14 protein-coding genes and 2 pseudogenes are annotated in these 14,349 nt (G+C 72.1%); 10 read left to right on the top strand and 6 right to left on the bottom strand.

Translation table 11 applies throughout. The annotated features are described in order from the left end of the window. Window positions 1–163: 163 nt before the first annotated feature. The 8 genes and pseudogenes from OG500_RS06385 (at window position 164) to OG500_RS06350 (ending at window position 6,173) form a co-directional block, all read left to right on the top strand. The gene (locus tag OG500_RS06385; protein WP_327065407.1) at window positions 164–1,084 is read left to right on the top strand and encodes an aldose 1-epimerase family protein; all 921 of its coding nucleotides are present in this window, start codon (window positions 164–166) and stop codon (window positions 1,082–1,084) included. Between the two features lie 161 nt (window positions 1,085–1,245). Next, complete coding sequence (locus OG500_RS06380) at window positions 1,246–1,434, top strand: hypothetical protein (protein ID WP_329577536.1); 189 nt, start codon at window positions 1,246–1,248, stop codon at window positions 1,432–1,434. A gap of 151 nt (window positions 1,435–1,585) precedes the next feature. Further along, window positions 1,586–1,825 (top strand): annotated as a pseudogene (locus tag OG500_RS06375) (family 1 glycosylhydrolase); the annotation flags it as partial. Window positions 1,826–1,924: 99 nt separating this feature from the next. Beyond that, window positions 1,925–3,214: an MFS transporter gene (locus OG500_RS06370; protein ID WP_329577533.1), complete on the top strand. Its 1,290-nt coding sequence runs from the start codon at window positions 1,925–1,927 to the stop codon at window positions 3,212–3,214. Between the two features lie 63 nt (window positions 3,215–3,277). Beyond that, the gene (locus OG500_RS06365; RefSeq protein ID WP_327065404.1) at window positions 3,278–3,901 is read left to right on the top strand and encodes a GNAT family N-acetyltransferase; all 624 of its coding nucleotides are present in this window, start codon (window positions 3,278–3,280) and stop codon (window positions 3,899–3,901) included. A gap of 73 nt (window positions 3,902–3,974) precedes the next feature. Continuing rightward, window positions 3,975–4,556 (top strand): annotated as a pseudogene (locus OG500_RS06360) (GNAT family N-acetyltransferase); the annotation flags it as partial. A gap of 172 nt (window positions 4,557–4,728) precedes the next feature. Continuing rightward, entirely contained in the window at window positions 4,729–5,019 is a 291-nt protein-coding gene (locus OG500_RS06355) for a hypothetical protein (protein ID WP_327065403.1), read from the top strand. Window positions 5,020–5,231: 212 nt separating this feature from the next. Then, entirely contained in the window at window positions 5,232–6,173 is a 942-nt protein-coding gene (locus OG500_RS06350; protein ID WP_329577529.1) for an amidohydrolase family protein, read from the top strand. Between the two features lie 32 nt (window positions 6,174–6,205). Here the strand turns inward: OG500_RS06350 and OG500_RS06345 are convergent, their stop codons facing one another. Continuing rightward, a complete protein-coding gene (locus OG500_RS06345) occupies window positions 6,206–6,499 on the bottom strand; it encodes an MTH1187 family thiamine-binding protein (RefSeq protein WP_329577525.1) in 294 nt (97 codons plus the stop codon). A 114-nt stretch (window positions 6,500–6,613) separates the two neighbouring features. Then, window positions 6,614–7,363, bottom strand: coding sequence for a hypothetical protein (locus OG500_RS06340; RefSeq protein ID WP_329577521.1), 750 nt, complete (start codon window positions 7,361–7,363; stop codon window positions 6,614–6,616). 386 nt (window positions 7,364–7,749) lie between these two features. Here OG500_RS06340 and OG500_RS06335 point away from each other — a divergent pair, with 386 nt between their 5' ends. Next, on the top strand, window positions 7,750–8,280 hold the full coding sequence (locus OG500_RS06335; RefSeq protein ID WP_329577518.1) for a DUF6191 domain-containing protein: 531 nt from the start codon (window positions 7,750–7,752) through the stop codon (window positions 8,278–8,280). Between the two features lie 77 nt (window positions 8,281–8,357). Then, window positions 8,358–9,254, top strand: coding sequence for a DUF3626 domain-containing protein (locus OG500_RS06330; RefSeq protein ID WP_329577515.1), 897 nt, complete (start codon window positions 8,358–8,360; stop codon window positions 9,252–9,254). 34 nt (window positions 9,255–9,288) lie between these two features. Here OG500_RS06330 and OG500_RS06325 read toward each other — a convergent pair whose 3' ends face one another. The 4 genes from OG500_RS06325 to OG500_RS06310 all read right to left on the bottom strand — a co-directional run bounded on the left by OG500_RS06325 (window position 9,289) and on the right by OG500_RS06310 (window position 14,341). After that, window positions 9,289–10,416 carry a serine hydrolase domain-containing protein gene (locus OG500_RS06325; RefSeq protein ID WP_327071456.1) on the bottom strand — a complete coding sequence of 376 codons (1,128 nt, stop codon included), beginning with the start codon at window positions 10,414–10,416 and terminating at the stop codon, window positions 9,289–9,291. A gap of 118 nt (window positions 10,417–10,534) precedes the next feature. Further along, window positions 10,535–11,545 (bottom strand): TIGR03842 family LLM class F420-dependent oxidoreductase, encoded by a 1,011-nt coding sequence (locus OG500_RS06320; RefSeq protein ID WP_327065397.1) that lies wholly within the window; start codon window positions 11,543–11,545, stop codon window positions 10,535–10,537. Between the two features lie 91 nt (window positions 11,546–11,636). Then, entirely contained in the window at window positions 11,637–13,040 is a 1,404-nt protein-coding gene (hydA, locus tag OG500_RS06315) for a dihydropyrimidinase (protein WP_327065396.1), read from the bottom strand. Further along, window positions 13,037–14,341 carry an aspartate aminotransferase family protein gene (locus OG500_RS06310; RefSeq protein ID WP_327065395.1) on the bottom strand — a complete coding sequence of 435 codons (1,305 nt, stop codon included), beginning with the start codon at window positions 14,339–14,341 and terminating at the stop codon, window positions 13,037–13,039. The genes hydA and OG500_RS06310 overlap by 4 nt, the downstream gene beginning before the upstream one ends. Between the last annotated feature and the right edge of the window lie 8 nt (window positions 14,342–14,349).

The raw sequence follows: 14,349 nt of genomic DNA, 5'->3' as shown, positions 1-14,349 counted from the left end.
AAAGGGCGAACCCGCCGAGCTGTTCCGGAGGCGGGATCGTGTCTCGCTTGATTTGGACCCTGCGTGCCCGCACCCTGCCGATCGAGGGGCCCGGACTCGTCGGGCCGCCACGGCGCTCGGGCTCGTGGGTTGGATCCGCCCTCAGGCAGTGCGAGGAGGCCGCGTGCGCGAGAGCCGGACCGGACGGCAGCTGACACTGCGTCATGGGAGCCAGTCCGTGGTCGTCGTCGAGCTGGGCGGCGCCCTTCGGCACTACGCGATCGGCGAACGTCCGGTTCTCGACGGCTTCGCTGCCGACGGCCGGATCACGGGAGGACGCGGCCAACTCCTGGTGCCGTGGCCGAACCGGGTCGGGGGCGGCCGCTACCGGTGGCACGGGCAGGACCTGCAACTTCCGCTGACCGAGCCGGTGAACGGCAACGCGATCCACGGTCTGCTCCGCTGGACCTCGTGGCAGGTACTGGAGGTGGCGGACAGCCGAGCCGTGCTGGAAGTCACGTTGTGGCCGCAGCCCGGCTACCCCTTCCACCTGCGGATCCGAGCCGAGTACGTCCTGGGCGACGAGGGCCTCGAGGTGGCCGTGACCGCGCTGAACCAGGGCGCGAGCGTCGCGCCGTACGGCGTCGGCCAGCATCCTTACCTCACCGTCGGTACGGCCGCGGTCGACGAAGCGGTGCTGACCGTGCCGGCGCGGAGTTGGCTCCGTACCGACGACCTGGGCCTGCCCGTGGCCGCCGAACCGGTTGCGGGCACCCCGTACGACTTCCGCACACCGAGGGCGATCGGCGCCCAGCACCTGGACACCCCGTTCGGCGATCTCGACCGGGACGCCCGCGGTCGCGCCGTGGTACGCCTGGCCCACCCGTCGGGGGAACAGGGTACGGATGTCTGGCTCGGCGAGGGGGCGGACTTCCTGCAGGTGTACACCGGCGACACCCTGCCGGAGAGGGAACGTCGTCGGGCGGTCGCCATCGAACCGATGTCCTGCCCGCCGGACGCCTTCCGCAGCGGTACGTCGATCGTCGCCCTCGGACCGGGCGAGCGGCACACCGTCAGATGGGGCATCTCGCCATGGGAGAAGTGACTGCGGCCCATGCTCCTCGACCTCGTCCTCACCGGCCTGCCCACCTGAGGTACGCGGCCGCGCTCGTGACGTTGCTCTGCGCGACGTTCGCGCCCGCTCCGGCGGGAGCCGGCACGAGCCTCTATCAGCTCGTCCAGTGAATCGTCCTGGCCGGAGGGGACGTGAGGACGAACCGGATCCTCATCGGGGCGGTCCTGATCCTGGTGCTCGCCGTCGGCTCGCAGATCCTGGCGAGCCGGCTGCACAGCCCCGCCCTGATCGTCCTCCTGCCTGTCGGCTTCACCGCAGGCGCGCTGACCAGCGACGTCAATCCCCAGCGACTGGCCCCGAGCATCACGGCCGCTCCGTAGTCCAGGCTGAGCAGCGCACTCGTCTTCCACGCGGTCGACGCCAGTACCAGGGGTCGGTCCGGCAGGCGGGTTCAGCCCGTGCGGTCCGCCCGCGCGGCCTGAGGCCGGAAGGCGAACACGATGCCAGGGTGTTCGACGGCCCGAGGGTGACCAGCAGCGCTTCGGCCTCGTCCACGTCGACTTCGCGACGCGGCGGCGAACACCGAAGGCGTCGTACGCCTGGTGCCGGGACCTGATCGACCATCACCGACACCGGCACTCAAGGCAGCTCCGGGGTCCTTGGAGGGGCCGGGAGAGGATCTTGCTGTGCTCGCAGGCAGGGTGCATGCGCCGCACTCCCGACGGCTTCCGTCGCCCGTTCCCCGGATGGATACTTCTCGCCGTGACCTGATCACCCGGAGCCGGCAAGGCAGTTGAGCACTCCCGACGGAGCGGGAGGCGAGCGCCCCGCTCCGGACCCACCTGACCCGGCCGGAAGTGAGTACTGCTCATGATCAGTGGCGAGCCCGCGGGGCCCGGGAGAGCGACCGAGCCGGCCGTGCCGGTGCCGGTGGTGGCGGTGGCCGAGCTCCGGGGCCGGGTCGGCGGCGGCTGGATCGGTGCGCTGAGCCTGGCCAACCTGGCCGTCTTCCTGGGGTTCTTCACGCCGATCCAGATCCTGCTGCCGCTCCAGCTCGAACGCCTCGACGCCGCGCACAAGGCCGACTTGCTGTCGTGGGTCACCGGGGTCGGCGCGCTCGTCGCGATGCTCGTCAACCCGCTGGCCGGTGCGGTCTCGGACCGCACCACCTCCCGCTTCGGACGTCGTCGGCCGTGGATCGTGCTGGGTGCGCTGCTCGGCGCGGGCGGCCTGCTGTACACGGCGGGCCGGCACTCGCTGCCCGGTGTCATCGTCGGGTGGGCGCTGGCGCAGGCAGGGCTGAACGTCATGCTGGCGGGGGTCACCACGCCGGTCGTCGACCAAGTCCCGGTCGGGCAGCGGGCCGTGGTCTCCGGCTGGACGGGGATCAGCCAGTCGCTGGGGCTGGTGGCGGGCGCGGGGCTGGTGACGGTGCTCGGCGGCGGCGTCCTGGCCGGCTACGGCGGGACCGCGATCGCGGTCGTCGTGCTCGGGCTGCCCTTCGTCCTCTTCTGCCGCGACCCGGTTCTCCCGCCCGCGGCGCGTGCCCCGTTCCGCCTCCGGACGCTGGCCGCCGGCTACTGGGTCAGCCCCCGCCGGTACCCCGACTTCGGCTGGGCCTTCCTCACCCGTCTGCTGATCAATCTGGGCAACGCGATCGGCACCCTGTACCTGCTCTACTACCTGACCGACGCCGTGCACTACCCGTCGCCCGACAGCGGCGTCCTCGTCCTCACCGCCGTCTACACCGCGGCCGCGCTGCTCACCGCGATCCCCGCTGGTGCGATCTCGGACCGCACCGGCCGCCGCCGGGCGCTGGTCGTCGTCTCCTGCGTGGTGATGGCCGCCGCCGCGCTGCTCCTGGCGCTGTTCCACAGCTGGCCGGTCACCATCGTGGCGGCGTTCGTGCTCGGCGCGGGGTACGGCATCTATCTGGCCGTCGACCAGGCCCTGGTCACCCAGGTGCTGCCGGTGGCCGCCGACCACGCCAAGGACCTGGGCGTCATCAACATCGCCAACTCCGGTCCCCAGGTGCTCGCTCCGGCCCTGGCCGCTCCCGTCGTGTCCCACCTGGGCGGCTACGGCGGTCTCTACGCCCTCACCGCCGTGGTCACCCTGCTCGCCGCCCCGCTGGTCCACCGCATCCGCGGCGTCGCCTGAACTCCGGCCGCCGACGGCGTAATTCGCTTGCCGTCGGCGGACGACGGCATCGACAATCCGGCCATGAGCGAGCAACGGGCCGGTGCGAAGGCCGCTTTCAGTGAGAAGCCCACGCTGGTCGGCGAGCGGGTGCTGCTGCGTCCCTTCCAACTGGCAACGGACATCGACGTGCTGCGCGGCATGCTGGCCGACCCCGAGGTCGCCCGCTTCGCCAACGGGGACCCCGGCAACACCCCGCCCCCGCCCTGGGACGAGGACGCCGAGCGGCGGATGCGGGCGTGGTACGGCAGCCGCGCCGAGCAGGCCGACCGGCTGGACCTGGCGGTGGTCGACCGCGCCACCGGTCACTGTGTCGGCGAGGTGGTGCTCAACGAGTGGGAACCCGCCAACCGCAGTTGCAACTTCCGGATCGTCCTGGCCGAAGCCGGTCGCGACCGGGGCCTCGGCACCGAGGCGCTGCGCCTGATCGTCGGCCATGGCTTCGAGCGCCTGGGGCTGCACCGCATCTCGCTCGGTCTCTTCTCCTTCAATCCGCGCGCGCGACGCTGCTACGAGAAGGCCGGCTTCGTCCTGGAGGGCGTGCGTCGCCAGGCACACCGGTTCGGGGACGAGTGGGCGGACGATCTGGTGATGGCGATCCTGGCTCCCGAATGGGAGCAGCACCGCGGCCACCCGCAGGGGCGGTGACCGACGTGCTGGCCGGGCACCGTGCGGGAGCGTCGTCACCGCGCGGGCGCGCCTGGTCCGTAGGCTGACCGGCATGTCTGAGTCGTCGAACGCCGATCGGTCCACCACCGGGCAGGGCGCCGCCGAGCCGTCGGTCGCGTCCGCTGCCACCGGCGTCCTGCGCGGCGCCCGGGTGCTGCTGCGCCCGGCCACCGCCGAGGACGTCCCGGCGCTGGTCGCGATCCGCCGCACCCCCGAGGTGTACGAGCGCTGGCGCGGCGGCGAGGACCTGGCGGCGGCCGTGGCCGAGGACCTCGCCGAGCCGGGCAGCCACCCGCTCGCGATCCTCCACCGGGGCCGGGTGGCCGGGGCGATCCAGTGGTCGGAGGAGACCGAGCCGGAGTACCGCCATGCGAGCATCGACATCTACCTCGACCCGGCCCTGCACGGTCGCGGCCTCGGCACGGACGCCGTGCGCACGCTGGCCCGCCACTTGATCACCGACCGGGGCCACCACCGGCTGGTGATCGACCCGGCCGCGGACAACGCGCCGGCCATCCGCTGCTACACCAAGGTCGGCTTCCGCCCGGTCGGCGTGATGCGCCGCTACGAGCGTGGCGCGGACGGCAGTTGGCACGACGGCCTGCTGATGGATCTGCTCGCCGACGAGCTCACCCCCGACGAGCCGGACCGTGCCGAACCGGCCCCCGGCGAGCCGGTTCCCGGGGGAGCCGGCGGACAATGACCGGACCCACCCGGTGCCTCCCCGGCGGTCCGGGGCTAACCTGCACGGTCAGGGCCAACCGCAGTACCGGGGTTGGCCAATGGTCTAACAGGGGGTGGTGTGAGTGCAGGACGCGAACTCGGGCACCGTGGACGAGTGGCCCAGCGACGGCTCGACGTACCAGGCACCGACGGCCTGTCCGCTCTGCGCGGGCGAGCTGCGGCAGGTCGAGGTCGACGCGCACACCGACAGATCCGGCCGTCTGCTGGTGAAGGCCTTCGTGCCCGGGCGGGTCTTCGCGCGCAAGAGTTCCGTGGAGGCGCTGGCCTGCCGCGGTTGCGGGCACCTGATGCTCTTCATGGCGAACCCCGAGATCATGGACGGCCCGCCGCCGCGCACTCGTCGCTGGCGCTGACGGCCGGCAACGTGGGCTGCGGCTGCGGCTGCGGCTGCGGTGCCGGGGCCGGGTCGGGGCTGGGGTCGGGGCTGGGCGAGCGGATTTCCCGGACGCCCGACCGGTGATGCCTACCGGCCGGTAGGTTGTGCTGTGGTGATCGCACCATCAGGCATTCGATGGCCTGGAGCCCAGGCACGATCGAGAGCGAGACCGGGAGAGGTGGGCGTCGGATGGCGGAGGACCAGCAGCGCGCGGCAGGCCGGGACGCGGCAACGGCTCCCGGTGCCGCCCCGGGTACGGCGGCCGAGGCCGCCGGGGTCACCGCGTTCTGGCAGCGGCTCGGCCTGCCCGGCCTGATCGACGTGCACACCCACTTCATGCCCGAGAACGTGCTGGCCAAGGTGTGGGCCTACTTCGATGCGGCCGGTCCGCTGATCGGCCGGGAGTGGGGCATCACCTACCGCGAGGACGAGGCCGAACGCCTGGCTGTGCTGCGGGGCTTCGGCGTCCGCGCGTTCACCGCGATGCTCTACCCGCACAAGGCGGGGATGGCCGAGTGGCTCAACGGCTGGGCGGCCGGGTTCGCCGCGCGGACCCCGGACTGCCTGCACACCGCGACCTTCTTCCCGGAGCCGGGCGCCGAGCGCTACGTGGCCGAGGCGGTCGACGGCGGTGCCCGGGTCTTCAAGGCCCACCTCCAGGTGGGCGGCTACGACCCGACCGATCCGCTGTTGGACGGCGTCTGGGGTCTGCTCGCCGAGCGCGGGATCCCGGTGGTCACCCACTGCGGCTCCGGGCCGGCACCGGGCAAGCACACCGGGCCCGGCCCGATGGCCGAGGTGATGGCCCGCCATCCGGCGCTCCCGCTGATCGTGGCCCATCTCGGACTGCCCGAGTACGCCGAGTTCCTCGACCTGGCGGCCAGGTACCCGGCGGTCCACCTGGACACCACGATGGCCTTCACCGAGTTCACCGAGCGGCATTCGCCGTTCCCGCCCGACCTTCGGCCGCGCCTGCTGGAGTTGGGGGACCGGATCCTGCTCGGCACCGACTACCCGAACATCCCGTACCCCTACCTGCACGCGCTGGACTCGCTGGCCGGGCTCGACCTCGGCGACGACTGGCTCCGCGCGGTCTGCTATCAGAACGCCGCCCGGCTCTTCGGGAGGTGAGCCCCGGGCCCGGTGCGTCCCGGCCCGCCCTTTCAGCCCGCGAGGTGCCGTTCCAGCGAGGCCATCTTCCGGGTCAGCCCGTCGGTGACGCCGGCCCGGTCGTCGATCTTGATCACCGTGCTGACCCGGCTGGCGAAGGGCTTCACCGCCTCCACGGCCTCCTTGATCACGCTCATCACCTCGTCCCAGTCGCCCTCGATCGAGGTGAACATCGCGTCGGTCTGATTCGGCAGCCCACTGGCCCGGACGACCCGTACGGCGGCGGCCACGGCCTCGGCCACGTCCTCACCGATGCCGAGCGGGGTGACGCTGAACGCGGCGATCATGATTCCTCCAAAGCGACGAGTGAGTCCGGCCCTGGGCAGCGGCCTGACGATTCGAGCCGGTCGCCAGCATGCTGTCACACCCGGGACGGGCAACCGGTGTTCGCCCACGGGCCGTCAGCCACCGTAGACACCGCGGCAGATCCTGGCCTGATCGGAGTCGGCCGGCCACTGCCCGTAGGTCTGTGCCAAGCCGCAGACCCCGGTGCCGCCTGCCCCGCCTGCCCCGCCGGTCCCGCCGCCGACCGCGGGGCCGCCACCGGCCGGTGTGCCGGGCGCCGAGCCGCCCGCGGACCCGGGCCCGCTGTCGGACGGCCTGGGCGGCGGCGCCGGTGAGGGCGCCGGACGAGCCGCGGTCGGCGGCCCGCCACGCCCGGGACGGCTCGCATGTCCGGCCGGGCCCCGCGTCGCCCCCGAGCCCGACCCATCGGGGTGCGCGGGCCGGAGCGGTGGAGGTCCGGTCGGTCCGGGTGACTGGTCGTCCTCGGCCGTCGAACTGCTGCCCGGCGTCTCGGCCCGGTTCGGCTCGGCCGAACCGCCCGACGGGGCCGAGGGGGAGCCGGGGCTGTCGGCCGTCGACGACAGCCCGGTCCCAGCGCCGGGCGACACCGGCGCGCTGCCCGCCCGCTGCTCCTCGCGCAGCTCGAAGCTGTCGCTCGGCGCCACGTGCGACCGAACGGGCGGCGGCGCCCCGGCCGTGGCCGTCCCGCTCGGCCCGGGCGACCCGGCAAGGGACGACATCGGAGTCGCAGGGTCGTCGAGCCGGGCGGGCACCTGCTCCTCGCAGCCCGCCACGGTCAGCGCGACGGCGCAGCCCAGTCCGGCGACGACGGCCCGCAGCAGCGCGCGGCGCAGCGGCCGGGGCATGCGTCGGTCATCGCGGGCCGGACGGGGGAGAGAAGCGAGGTCATGGTCCATGCCGGTTCAACGAGCCGGCGGGCCGGCAGGAGACCGGCCGTCAACTCCCGTCCCCCGACGTCATCCGCCAGTCCCCGGGCCCGCCCAGGTTTCCCGGTGTTTCCCCGCGGTGTTTCCTGCCACCGGTCGCACGGTGTTTCCCACCGGGTTTCCCGCAGGGCCCGTTTCCCAGCCTCGACGGGAAACGGGAAACCCATCGACACCGCCTGCGGACTGCCGCATGTTGGTCGTGTCGGAACCACCGGCCCCGCAGAGACTCCCGGAGAGGCACCCACCATGAACGATCCCGCCGCCACCGTCAGCTCCAGCCTCCGGGCCCGGTCGCCTCGCCGCAGGTGACCGAGCTCGGCCCGATCCTCGATCCTTCTCAACTCCACAGCGGATTCCACCGGCCCGGGCGCTCCGCAGTCGAACGGGCACGTTGGTACCGGCCGCTCCGTTGTCAGGACGGGATGAACGCCGCCGAGGCGGCAGCAGTGGAGCAACCAGGCAGGCCGACATCTTCGGCAGGCGGCATCTTCAGTCGGAAGTGGGCGATGAACATATTCCTCGGGGTGGTGGCGGCGGTACCCGCGCTGCTCCTCATCGATCAGGCCTTGCTGTGGATGGAGCGGCACGGCTGGATCTACTGGCGAAAACGCGAGGCTGAAGTCGGCGCCGGGTCGATGTTCAGCGTGATCAACGAGATTCACACCCTGCTCTCCCCGAGCCAGCGGCACGTGGCCGAGGAGAAGGAGCGGCGACTGGTCCTTCGTGAGGACGCGGAGCCGGGCGCTCCGCTCGATCGCCGGATCGACCTCGGCTCCGGGCGTGTGGTCATCCGCCGGCCGCCGCCCGTTGTTGCGGACCGGCACGAGACACCCTGATCGGCCGTCCTGGTCGAGCCCACTGAACGACCGACCCCGGCTCCCACCCCGCCACCGGTCTGCGGCAGACTTCGACCGTGCGTACCGACTCCGAGGAGCCCAGGCGGCTACGGGCCATCCGTCACGTCGCTGCCCGGTCCACCGGAGTACCGGTCGATCCGCAGCTGCGGCTGACGCTGAACTTCCACCCCGACCGCTTGGTGGGCGGTCGGCCCATCCTGCGCGCGATGGCGGCCGACGGGGTGTACCGGTCGCAGTTCGTGACCGGGACCAGCAATGGCGGGTTGACCGCCCGTCAGGGCGGCGACCGCTGGCGGTGGGAGCAGCGGATCTTCGGCGGGGCCTATGACGACGCGCCCGCCGATGAGCGCCCGATCTACGGGGCGCTGAACTTCCGACGCCAAGTGGTGGGTGCGGCGCCGCGGTTCGGGTCGGCGCACTTCCGCCTGGCGTGCGAAGCACTCACCCGGGCCACCTTCTGCTACCCGGACAGCGCCGCCGAGCCCGAGGACTTCGGCGTCGCGTCGGCCATGTCACTGGTGGAGCTGGCCGCCGCCGACAGCAGGGACGCCCTGGACGACTACATCGAGGCCCAGGTGCACGGGCCCGTCCTGTTCGACCAGCATGTGGAGGCGCTGGTTCTGGACCCGTGCTACCAGGGGACGGAGGTCGAGGCCGCCGCTCGCCTGCTGCCCTGCCGGGTCGAGTGGCACGGCGGCTACCGGCTCGGAGTCGAGGAACTCCGGCGCCACCCGGAGTTCCGGGGGCAGGAGTTCGTGGACCTCGGGGCCGAGCTGGCCGAGGACGGGCTCCTCGACCCGGGCATCATCGGAGCAGCCGCACGCACCGGCCGCTACGACGAGCAGGCACTCAAGCGGGTCTGGCACTACCTGGCTCGCTTCGGCGCCGCACCCGCCGCGGCCGTCCCACCTGGCCCGGCCACCGAGGCTGCCCCCATCGTCCACGTGGCCTGAGCGGCCGGAGCCCTGGACCGGCGCCCCGGAGGCCTCAGCCGGCCGCGATGCCGAGGGCAGCGTGGATCGCGCGGACGATCCGCTCGTCCGTTCCGTTCATGGCCATCCGATTCTTCGTCAGCGCGAAGGAGAAGCGGTGCAGCGGATCGGCGTAGGCCCCGCTGCCCCCGGAGCCGCTCATGCCGAACGCCTGGTCACCGGTGCGGATGCCCGATCCTGGACCGCCGAGCATGAAGCCGTAGGACTTCGGTATCGGCAGTCCGAGTATCCGGTCGACCCCGAGGGTGCGCGGGGCGGTGGCCGTCTTCAGCGCGGCGTCGGAGAGCAGCCGGACGCCGTCGACCTCGCCACAGGCGAGCATCGCGTACATCCGGGCGGCGGCCCGGGCGGTCAGGGTGCTGTTGGCCGGCAGCGCGGTACGCCGGAAGTCGGCCCGGTTCGCGAGTTCGGCCACCGGGGAGACCGTCCGCGGCGCGCACACCAGGAAGGGCGAGTCGTCCGGCATGGCGGCCAGCCGGGCCGCCCAGGTGCCGTCGTAGCAGGTGGCCAGCCGGGGCAGCAGCTGGTCGGGGACCGAGAAGAGCAGGGTGTCGGCGACGCCGAGCGGGGCGGCGAGTTCGTCGCGGAGCAGCTGCTCACAGCTGCGGCCAGTACTCCGGTGCAGGATCTCGGCGAGCAGCACGCCAAAGGTCCATGCGTGGTAGCCCGTGGCGGTGCCCGGGGCCCACAGCGGTGGCTGCGCGGCCAGCCACGCGGCGACGGTCGGTGGGTCGAGCAGTTCCTCCGGGGACAGGTCGGGGCGCAGCTGCGGCACTCCGGCGGAGTGCGAGAGCAACTGGCCCAGGGTGATCTGCTGCTTGCCCTGCGCCCCGAACTCCGGCCAGTAGCTGCTGATCGGAGCGTCGTAGTCGAGTATCCGCTGGTCGACCAGGACGGCCACCAGCGTTGCGGCGACCCCCTTGCCGGTCGACCAGGAGGGCACCAGGGTCTCGCCCTCCATCAGCGCCCCGCTCGCCACGTCGGCGAGGCCCGACCAGGCGTCGACCACGAGCTCCCCGTCAAGGTAGGCGGCGACCTGGATGCCGGTCTCCTCGCCGGTGACGGTGAGTTCGTCGAGGATCTCCTGCACCCTGGTCTGTGCCGGGTTGCTCGGTGCTGTCACAGTCAAGTCCGCCTCCGGATCCGTGTGATCGGGTCTGCTGACGACCCGTCACGGATCCTAGCCCCCGGCCTTGCGCTCAGAACCGTGGGATCACAACTGTGCGCTCAGAACTGTGGGATCACAGCTGTGGGATCACCGCGCTGCCGTACAGGTCGATGGTCGTCTCGATCGCGTCGTGCATCGCGTAGACGGCGAACTGGTCGACGCCGAGCGAGCGCAACTGCTCCAGCCGGGCGAGGTGGGCGGCCGGCGGGCCGATCAGGCAGAACCGGTCCACGATCTCGTCCGGTACGAACCCGGTGTCGGGGTTGTCCGCGCGTCCGTGGTGGCTGTAGTCGTAGCCCTGCCGGTCCTTGATGTAGGCGGTGAGCGCCTCCGGGACCAGGTCCGAGTGCTCGCCGTAGTGGGTGACCAGGTCGGCGACGTGGTTGCCCACCATGCCCCCGAACCAGCGGCACTGTTCACGGGCGTGGGCCAGCGCGGCCGGAGAGTCGTCCGCCGTGACGTAGGCCGGGGCCGCGACGCAGATGCGCACCGAGTCCGGGTCTCGACCGGCGGCCGTCGCGGCCGACCGCACCGCCTTGATCATGTATTCGGTCAGATACGGGTCGGCCAGTTGCAGGATGAAGCCGTCCGCCTGGCGGCCGGTCAGCTCCAGGGCCCTGGGGCCGTAGGCGCCCATCCAGATCGGCAGGTGGCCGTCCCTGACCCAGGGCAGGCGCAGTTCGGTGCCGTCGACCACCACCGGGCGTCCCTCGGCCAGCTCCTTGATCGCGTGCATGGCCTCGCTGAGCCGGGCCAGGGTGGCCGGGCGCCGCCCGGCCACCCGCATCGCGGAGTCCCCGCGCCCGATGCCGCAGACGGTCCGGTTGCCGAACATGTCGTTGAGGGTCGCGAAGAGCGAGGCGGTCACCTCCCAGGTCCGGGTGGAGGGATTGGTGACCATCGGCCCCACTGTCAGCCGCTCGGTCCGAGCGAGGATCTGACTGTAGATCACGAAGGGTTCCTGCCAGAGCACACAGGAGTCGAAGGTCCAGCCATGGCTGAAGCCGGCCGCCTCGGCGCGTTGCATCCGCTCCACCAGCAGTCGGGCGGGCGGGTCGGTCTGCAGCACGAGTCCGATGTCCATGCACGGGGTCCGTTCGTCGAAGGGGTGGGCAACCCGGAGCGGGCACCCGGGTTCGGTGCGGGGACGTGGTGCGCGGGAAGGCCTGCCCGGGTCAGCCCAGGTACTGGCAGGTACCCCGTCGCAGGAAACCCCCGTGCCCGGCGCGGCCGAGCCAGCGGCCGTCCTCCAGGATCACGGTGCCGCGCGACAGCACGGTCTCCACCCGGCCGGTGACCTGCCGTCCCTCGTAGGCGGAGTAGTCGACGTTCATGTGGTGGGTGGCGGCCGAGATGGTCTGGGTCGCGGCGGGGTCGTAGATCACCACGTCGGCGTCGGCGCCGGGCGCGATGGTGCCCTTGCGCGGGTAGAGGCCGAACATCCGGGCGGGCGCGGCGCAGGCGATCTCGATCCAGCGCCGTCGGGAGATCCGGCCCTCCACCACCGCCTGGTGCAGCAGGTCCATCCGGTTCTCCACGCCGGGCAGCCCGTTGGGGATCTTCGAGAAGTCCCCGCGCCCCAGGTCCTTCTGGCCGACGAAGCAGAACGGGCAGTGGTCGGTCGAGACGACCTGGAGGTCGTCCGTGCGCAGGCCCTTCCACAGCTCCGCCTGGTGTTCGCGCGGGCGCAGCGGGGTGGAGCAGACGTACTTGGCGCCCTCGAAGTCGGGCTCGGCGAGGTTGTCGGTGGAGAGGAAGAGGTACTGCGGGCAGGTCTCGCCGAAGACCGGCAGCCCCTGGTCCCGGGCCGCGGTCAGCTCGGCCAGTGCGGAGGCGGCGGAGACGTGCACCACGTAGAGCGGTGAGCCGGCCACCTGGGCGAGCTTGATCGCCCGGTGGGTCGCTTCCGCCTCCAACAGCTCCCGGCGCACCTCGCCGTGATAGCGCGGGTCGGTGTGGCCGGCCGCCAGTGCCTGCGCGACCAGGACGTCGATCGCGATGCCGTTCTCGGCGTGCATCATGATCAGCCCGCCGTTTCCGGCGCAGCGCTGCATCGCCCGCAGGATCCTGCCGTCGTCGCTGTAGAAGACGCCGGGGTAGGCCATGAAGAGCTTGAAGGAGGTCGATTCACCGCTCTCGGTGAGCAGGTCCAGTTCCTTCAGCACGTCGTCGGTGACGTCCGAGACGATGGTGTGGAAGGCGTAGTCGATCGCGCAGTTGCCCTCGGCCTTGGCGTGCCAGCTGTCCAGTCCCGCCCGCAGCGAGCCGCCCACCTGCTGCACGGCGAAGTCCACGATGGTCGTGGTGCCGCCCCAGGCTGCCGCCCGGGTACCGGTCTCGAAGCTGTCCGACGCTTTGGTCCCGCCGAACGGCAATTCCATATGGGTGTGGGCATCCACCCCGCCGGGGATGACGTACCGCCCCTGGGCGTCGATCACCCGGTCCGCCTGCCAGCCGGCCGCCACCTCGCTGCCGGTGCTGGCGAGTGCCACGATCCGCTGGTCCTCGATCAGCACGTCCGCCGTGAGTTCCTCGGCGGCGGTGATCACCAGTCCGCCGCTGATCAGGGTGCGCGTCATGCTCCTGCCTCCGTTCCGGCGGCGGCCCGCCGCAGCGCCTCGATGAGCAGCTCCGCGCCCTCGCGGGCCTCGTCCTCGGTGAGGGAGAGCGGCGGGGCGATCCGCAGCGCGTCCCCGGCCCGGCCGCCCTTGCCGATCAGCAGCCCGAGGGACCGCGCGTGTTCGAGGACGGCGGTGGCTGCGGCGGCATCCGTCAGCGCGACGCCGAGCATCAGGCCGCGGCCCCGGATCTCGCGCACGATCGGTGACTCCAGCCGGGCGGCCTCCAGTTGGGCCCGCAGCAGTGCTCCGGTGCGGCGGGCGTTGGCCTGCAGGTCGTGCTCCAGCAGGTAGCGCAGGTTGGCCAGGGCGGCCACGCAGGTGATGGGGCTGCCGCCGAAGGTGGAGATGGAGTTGGCGCCCAGGCAGTCCATCACCTCCGCGCGGGCCACCACCCCGCCCATGGACATCCCGTTCGCGATGCCCTTGGCGAAGGTGAGGATGTCCGGTGGGCCTGCCTGGCCGTGCGCCTGCCAGCCCCAGAAGTGGTCACCGGTACGGCCCCAGCCGGTCTGCACCTCATCGCTGATCCACAGGATGCCGTGCTGGTCCAGGACCTCCTTGAAGGCGGCGAGCAGACCGTCCGGCCCGTGGGTGAAGCCGCCGACACCCTGGATCGGCTCGGCGATCAGCGCGGCCACCGTCCCCTCGGCCTGGCCCAGCATCTCCTTGAGGTCCGTCACGCAGGCCGCGATGAACTCGGCGTCGGTCAGCCGCGCGTAGGGCCCGCTGTCACGGACCCCGCCGTGCACGAAGAGGGTCTGCAGCGGCGAGAGGCTGGTGGGGGACCAGCTGGTGTTGCCGGTGATGCCCACGGTGGAGAAGGAGCGGCCGTGGTAGCTGTTGCGCAGCGCGAGGATCTGGTTGGAGCGCCGGAAGGTGGTGGCCAGCAGCAGTGCGGCGTCATTGGCCTCCGTGCCCGAGGAGGTGAAGAACACCTTGGCGTCCGGGATGCCGGACAACGCGGCGATCTCCTCGGCCAGTTCGACCATCGCCGAGGAGAGGTAGAGGGTGGATGTGTGCAGGATCCGGCCGGCCTGCTCGGCCACCGCCTTGGTCACCTCGGGCAGCGCGTGAGCCGTCATCGTGGTCAGGATGCCGCCGAAGAAGTCCAGGTAGCGGTTGCCCTCGGCATCCCAGACGTACCGGCCCTCGCCGTGCGTCAGCTCGATCGGCTCGCGGTAGTAGGTGGCCAGCCAGGCCGGCAGCACGGCTCGGTGCCGCGCCCGCAGGCCGGCGGTCGGGAGGTCGGTCGTGGTCATCGGATGGA

Source organism: Kitasatospora sp. NBC_01250 (genome assembly GCF_036226465.1).
Taxonomy (GTDB): Bacteria; Actinomycetota; Actinomycetes; order Streptomycetales; family Streptomycetaceae; genus Kitasatospora.
The sequence above is the reverse complement of the archived record's forward strand: the minus strand, read 5'-3'. Positions and strand labels throughout refer to the sequence as shown.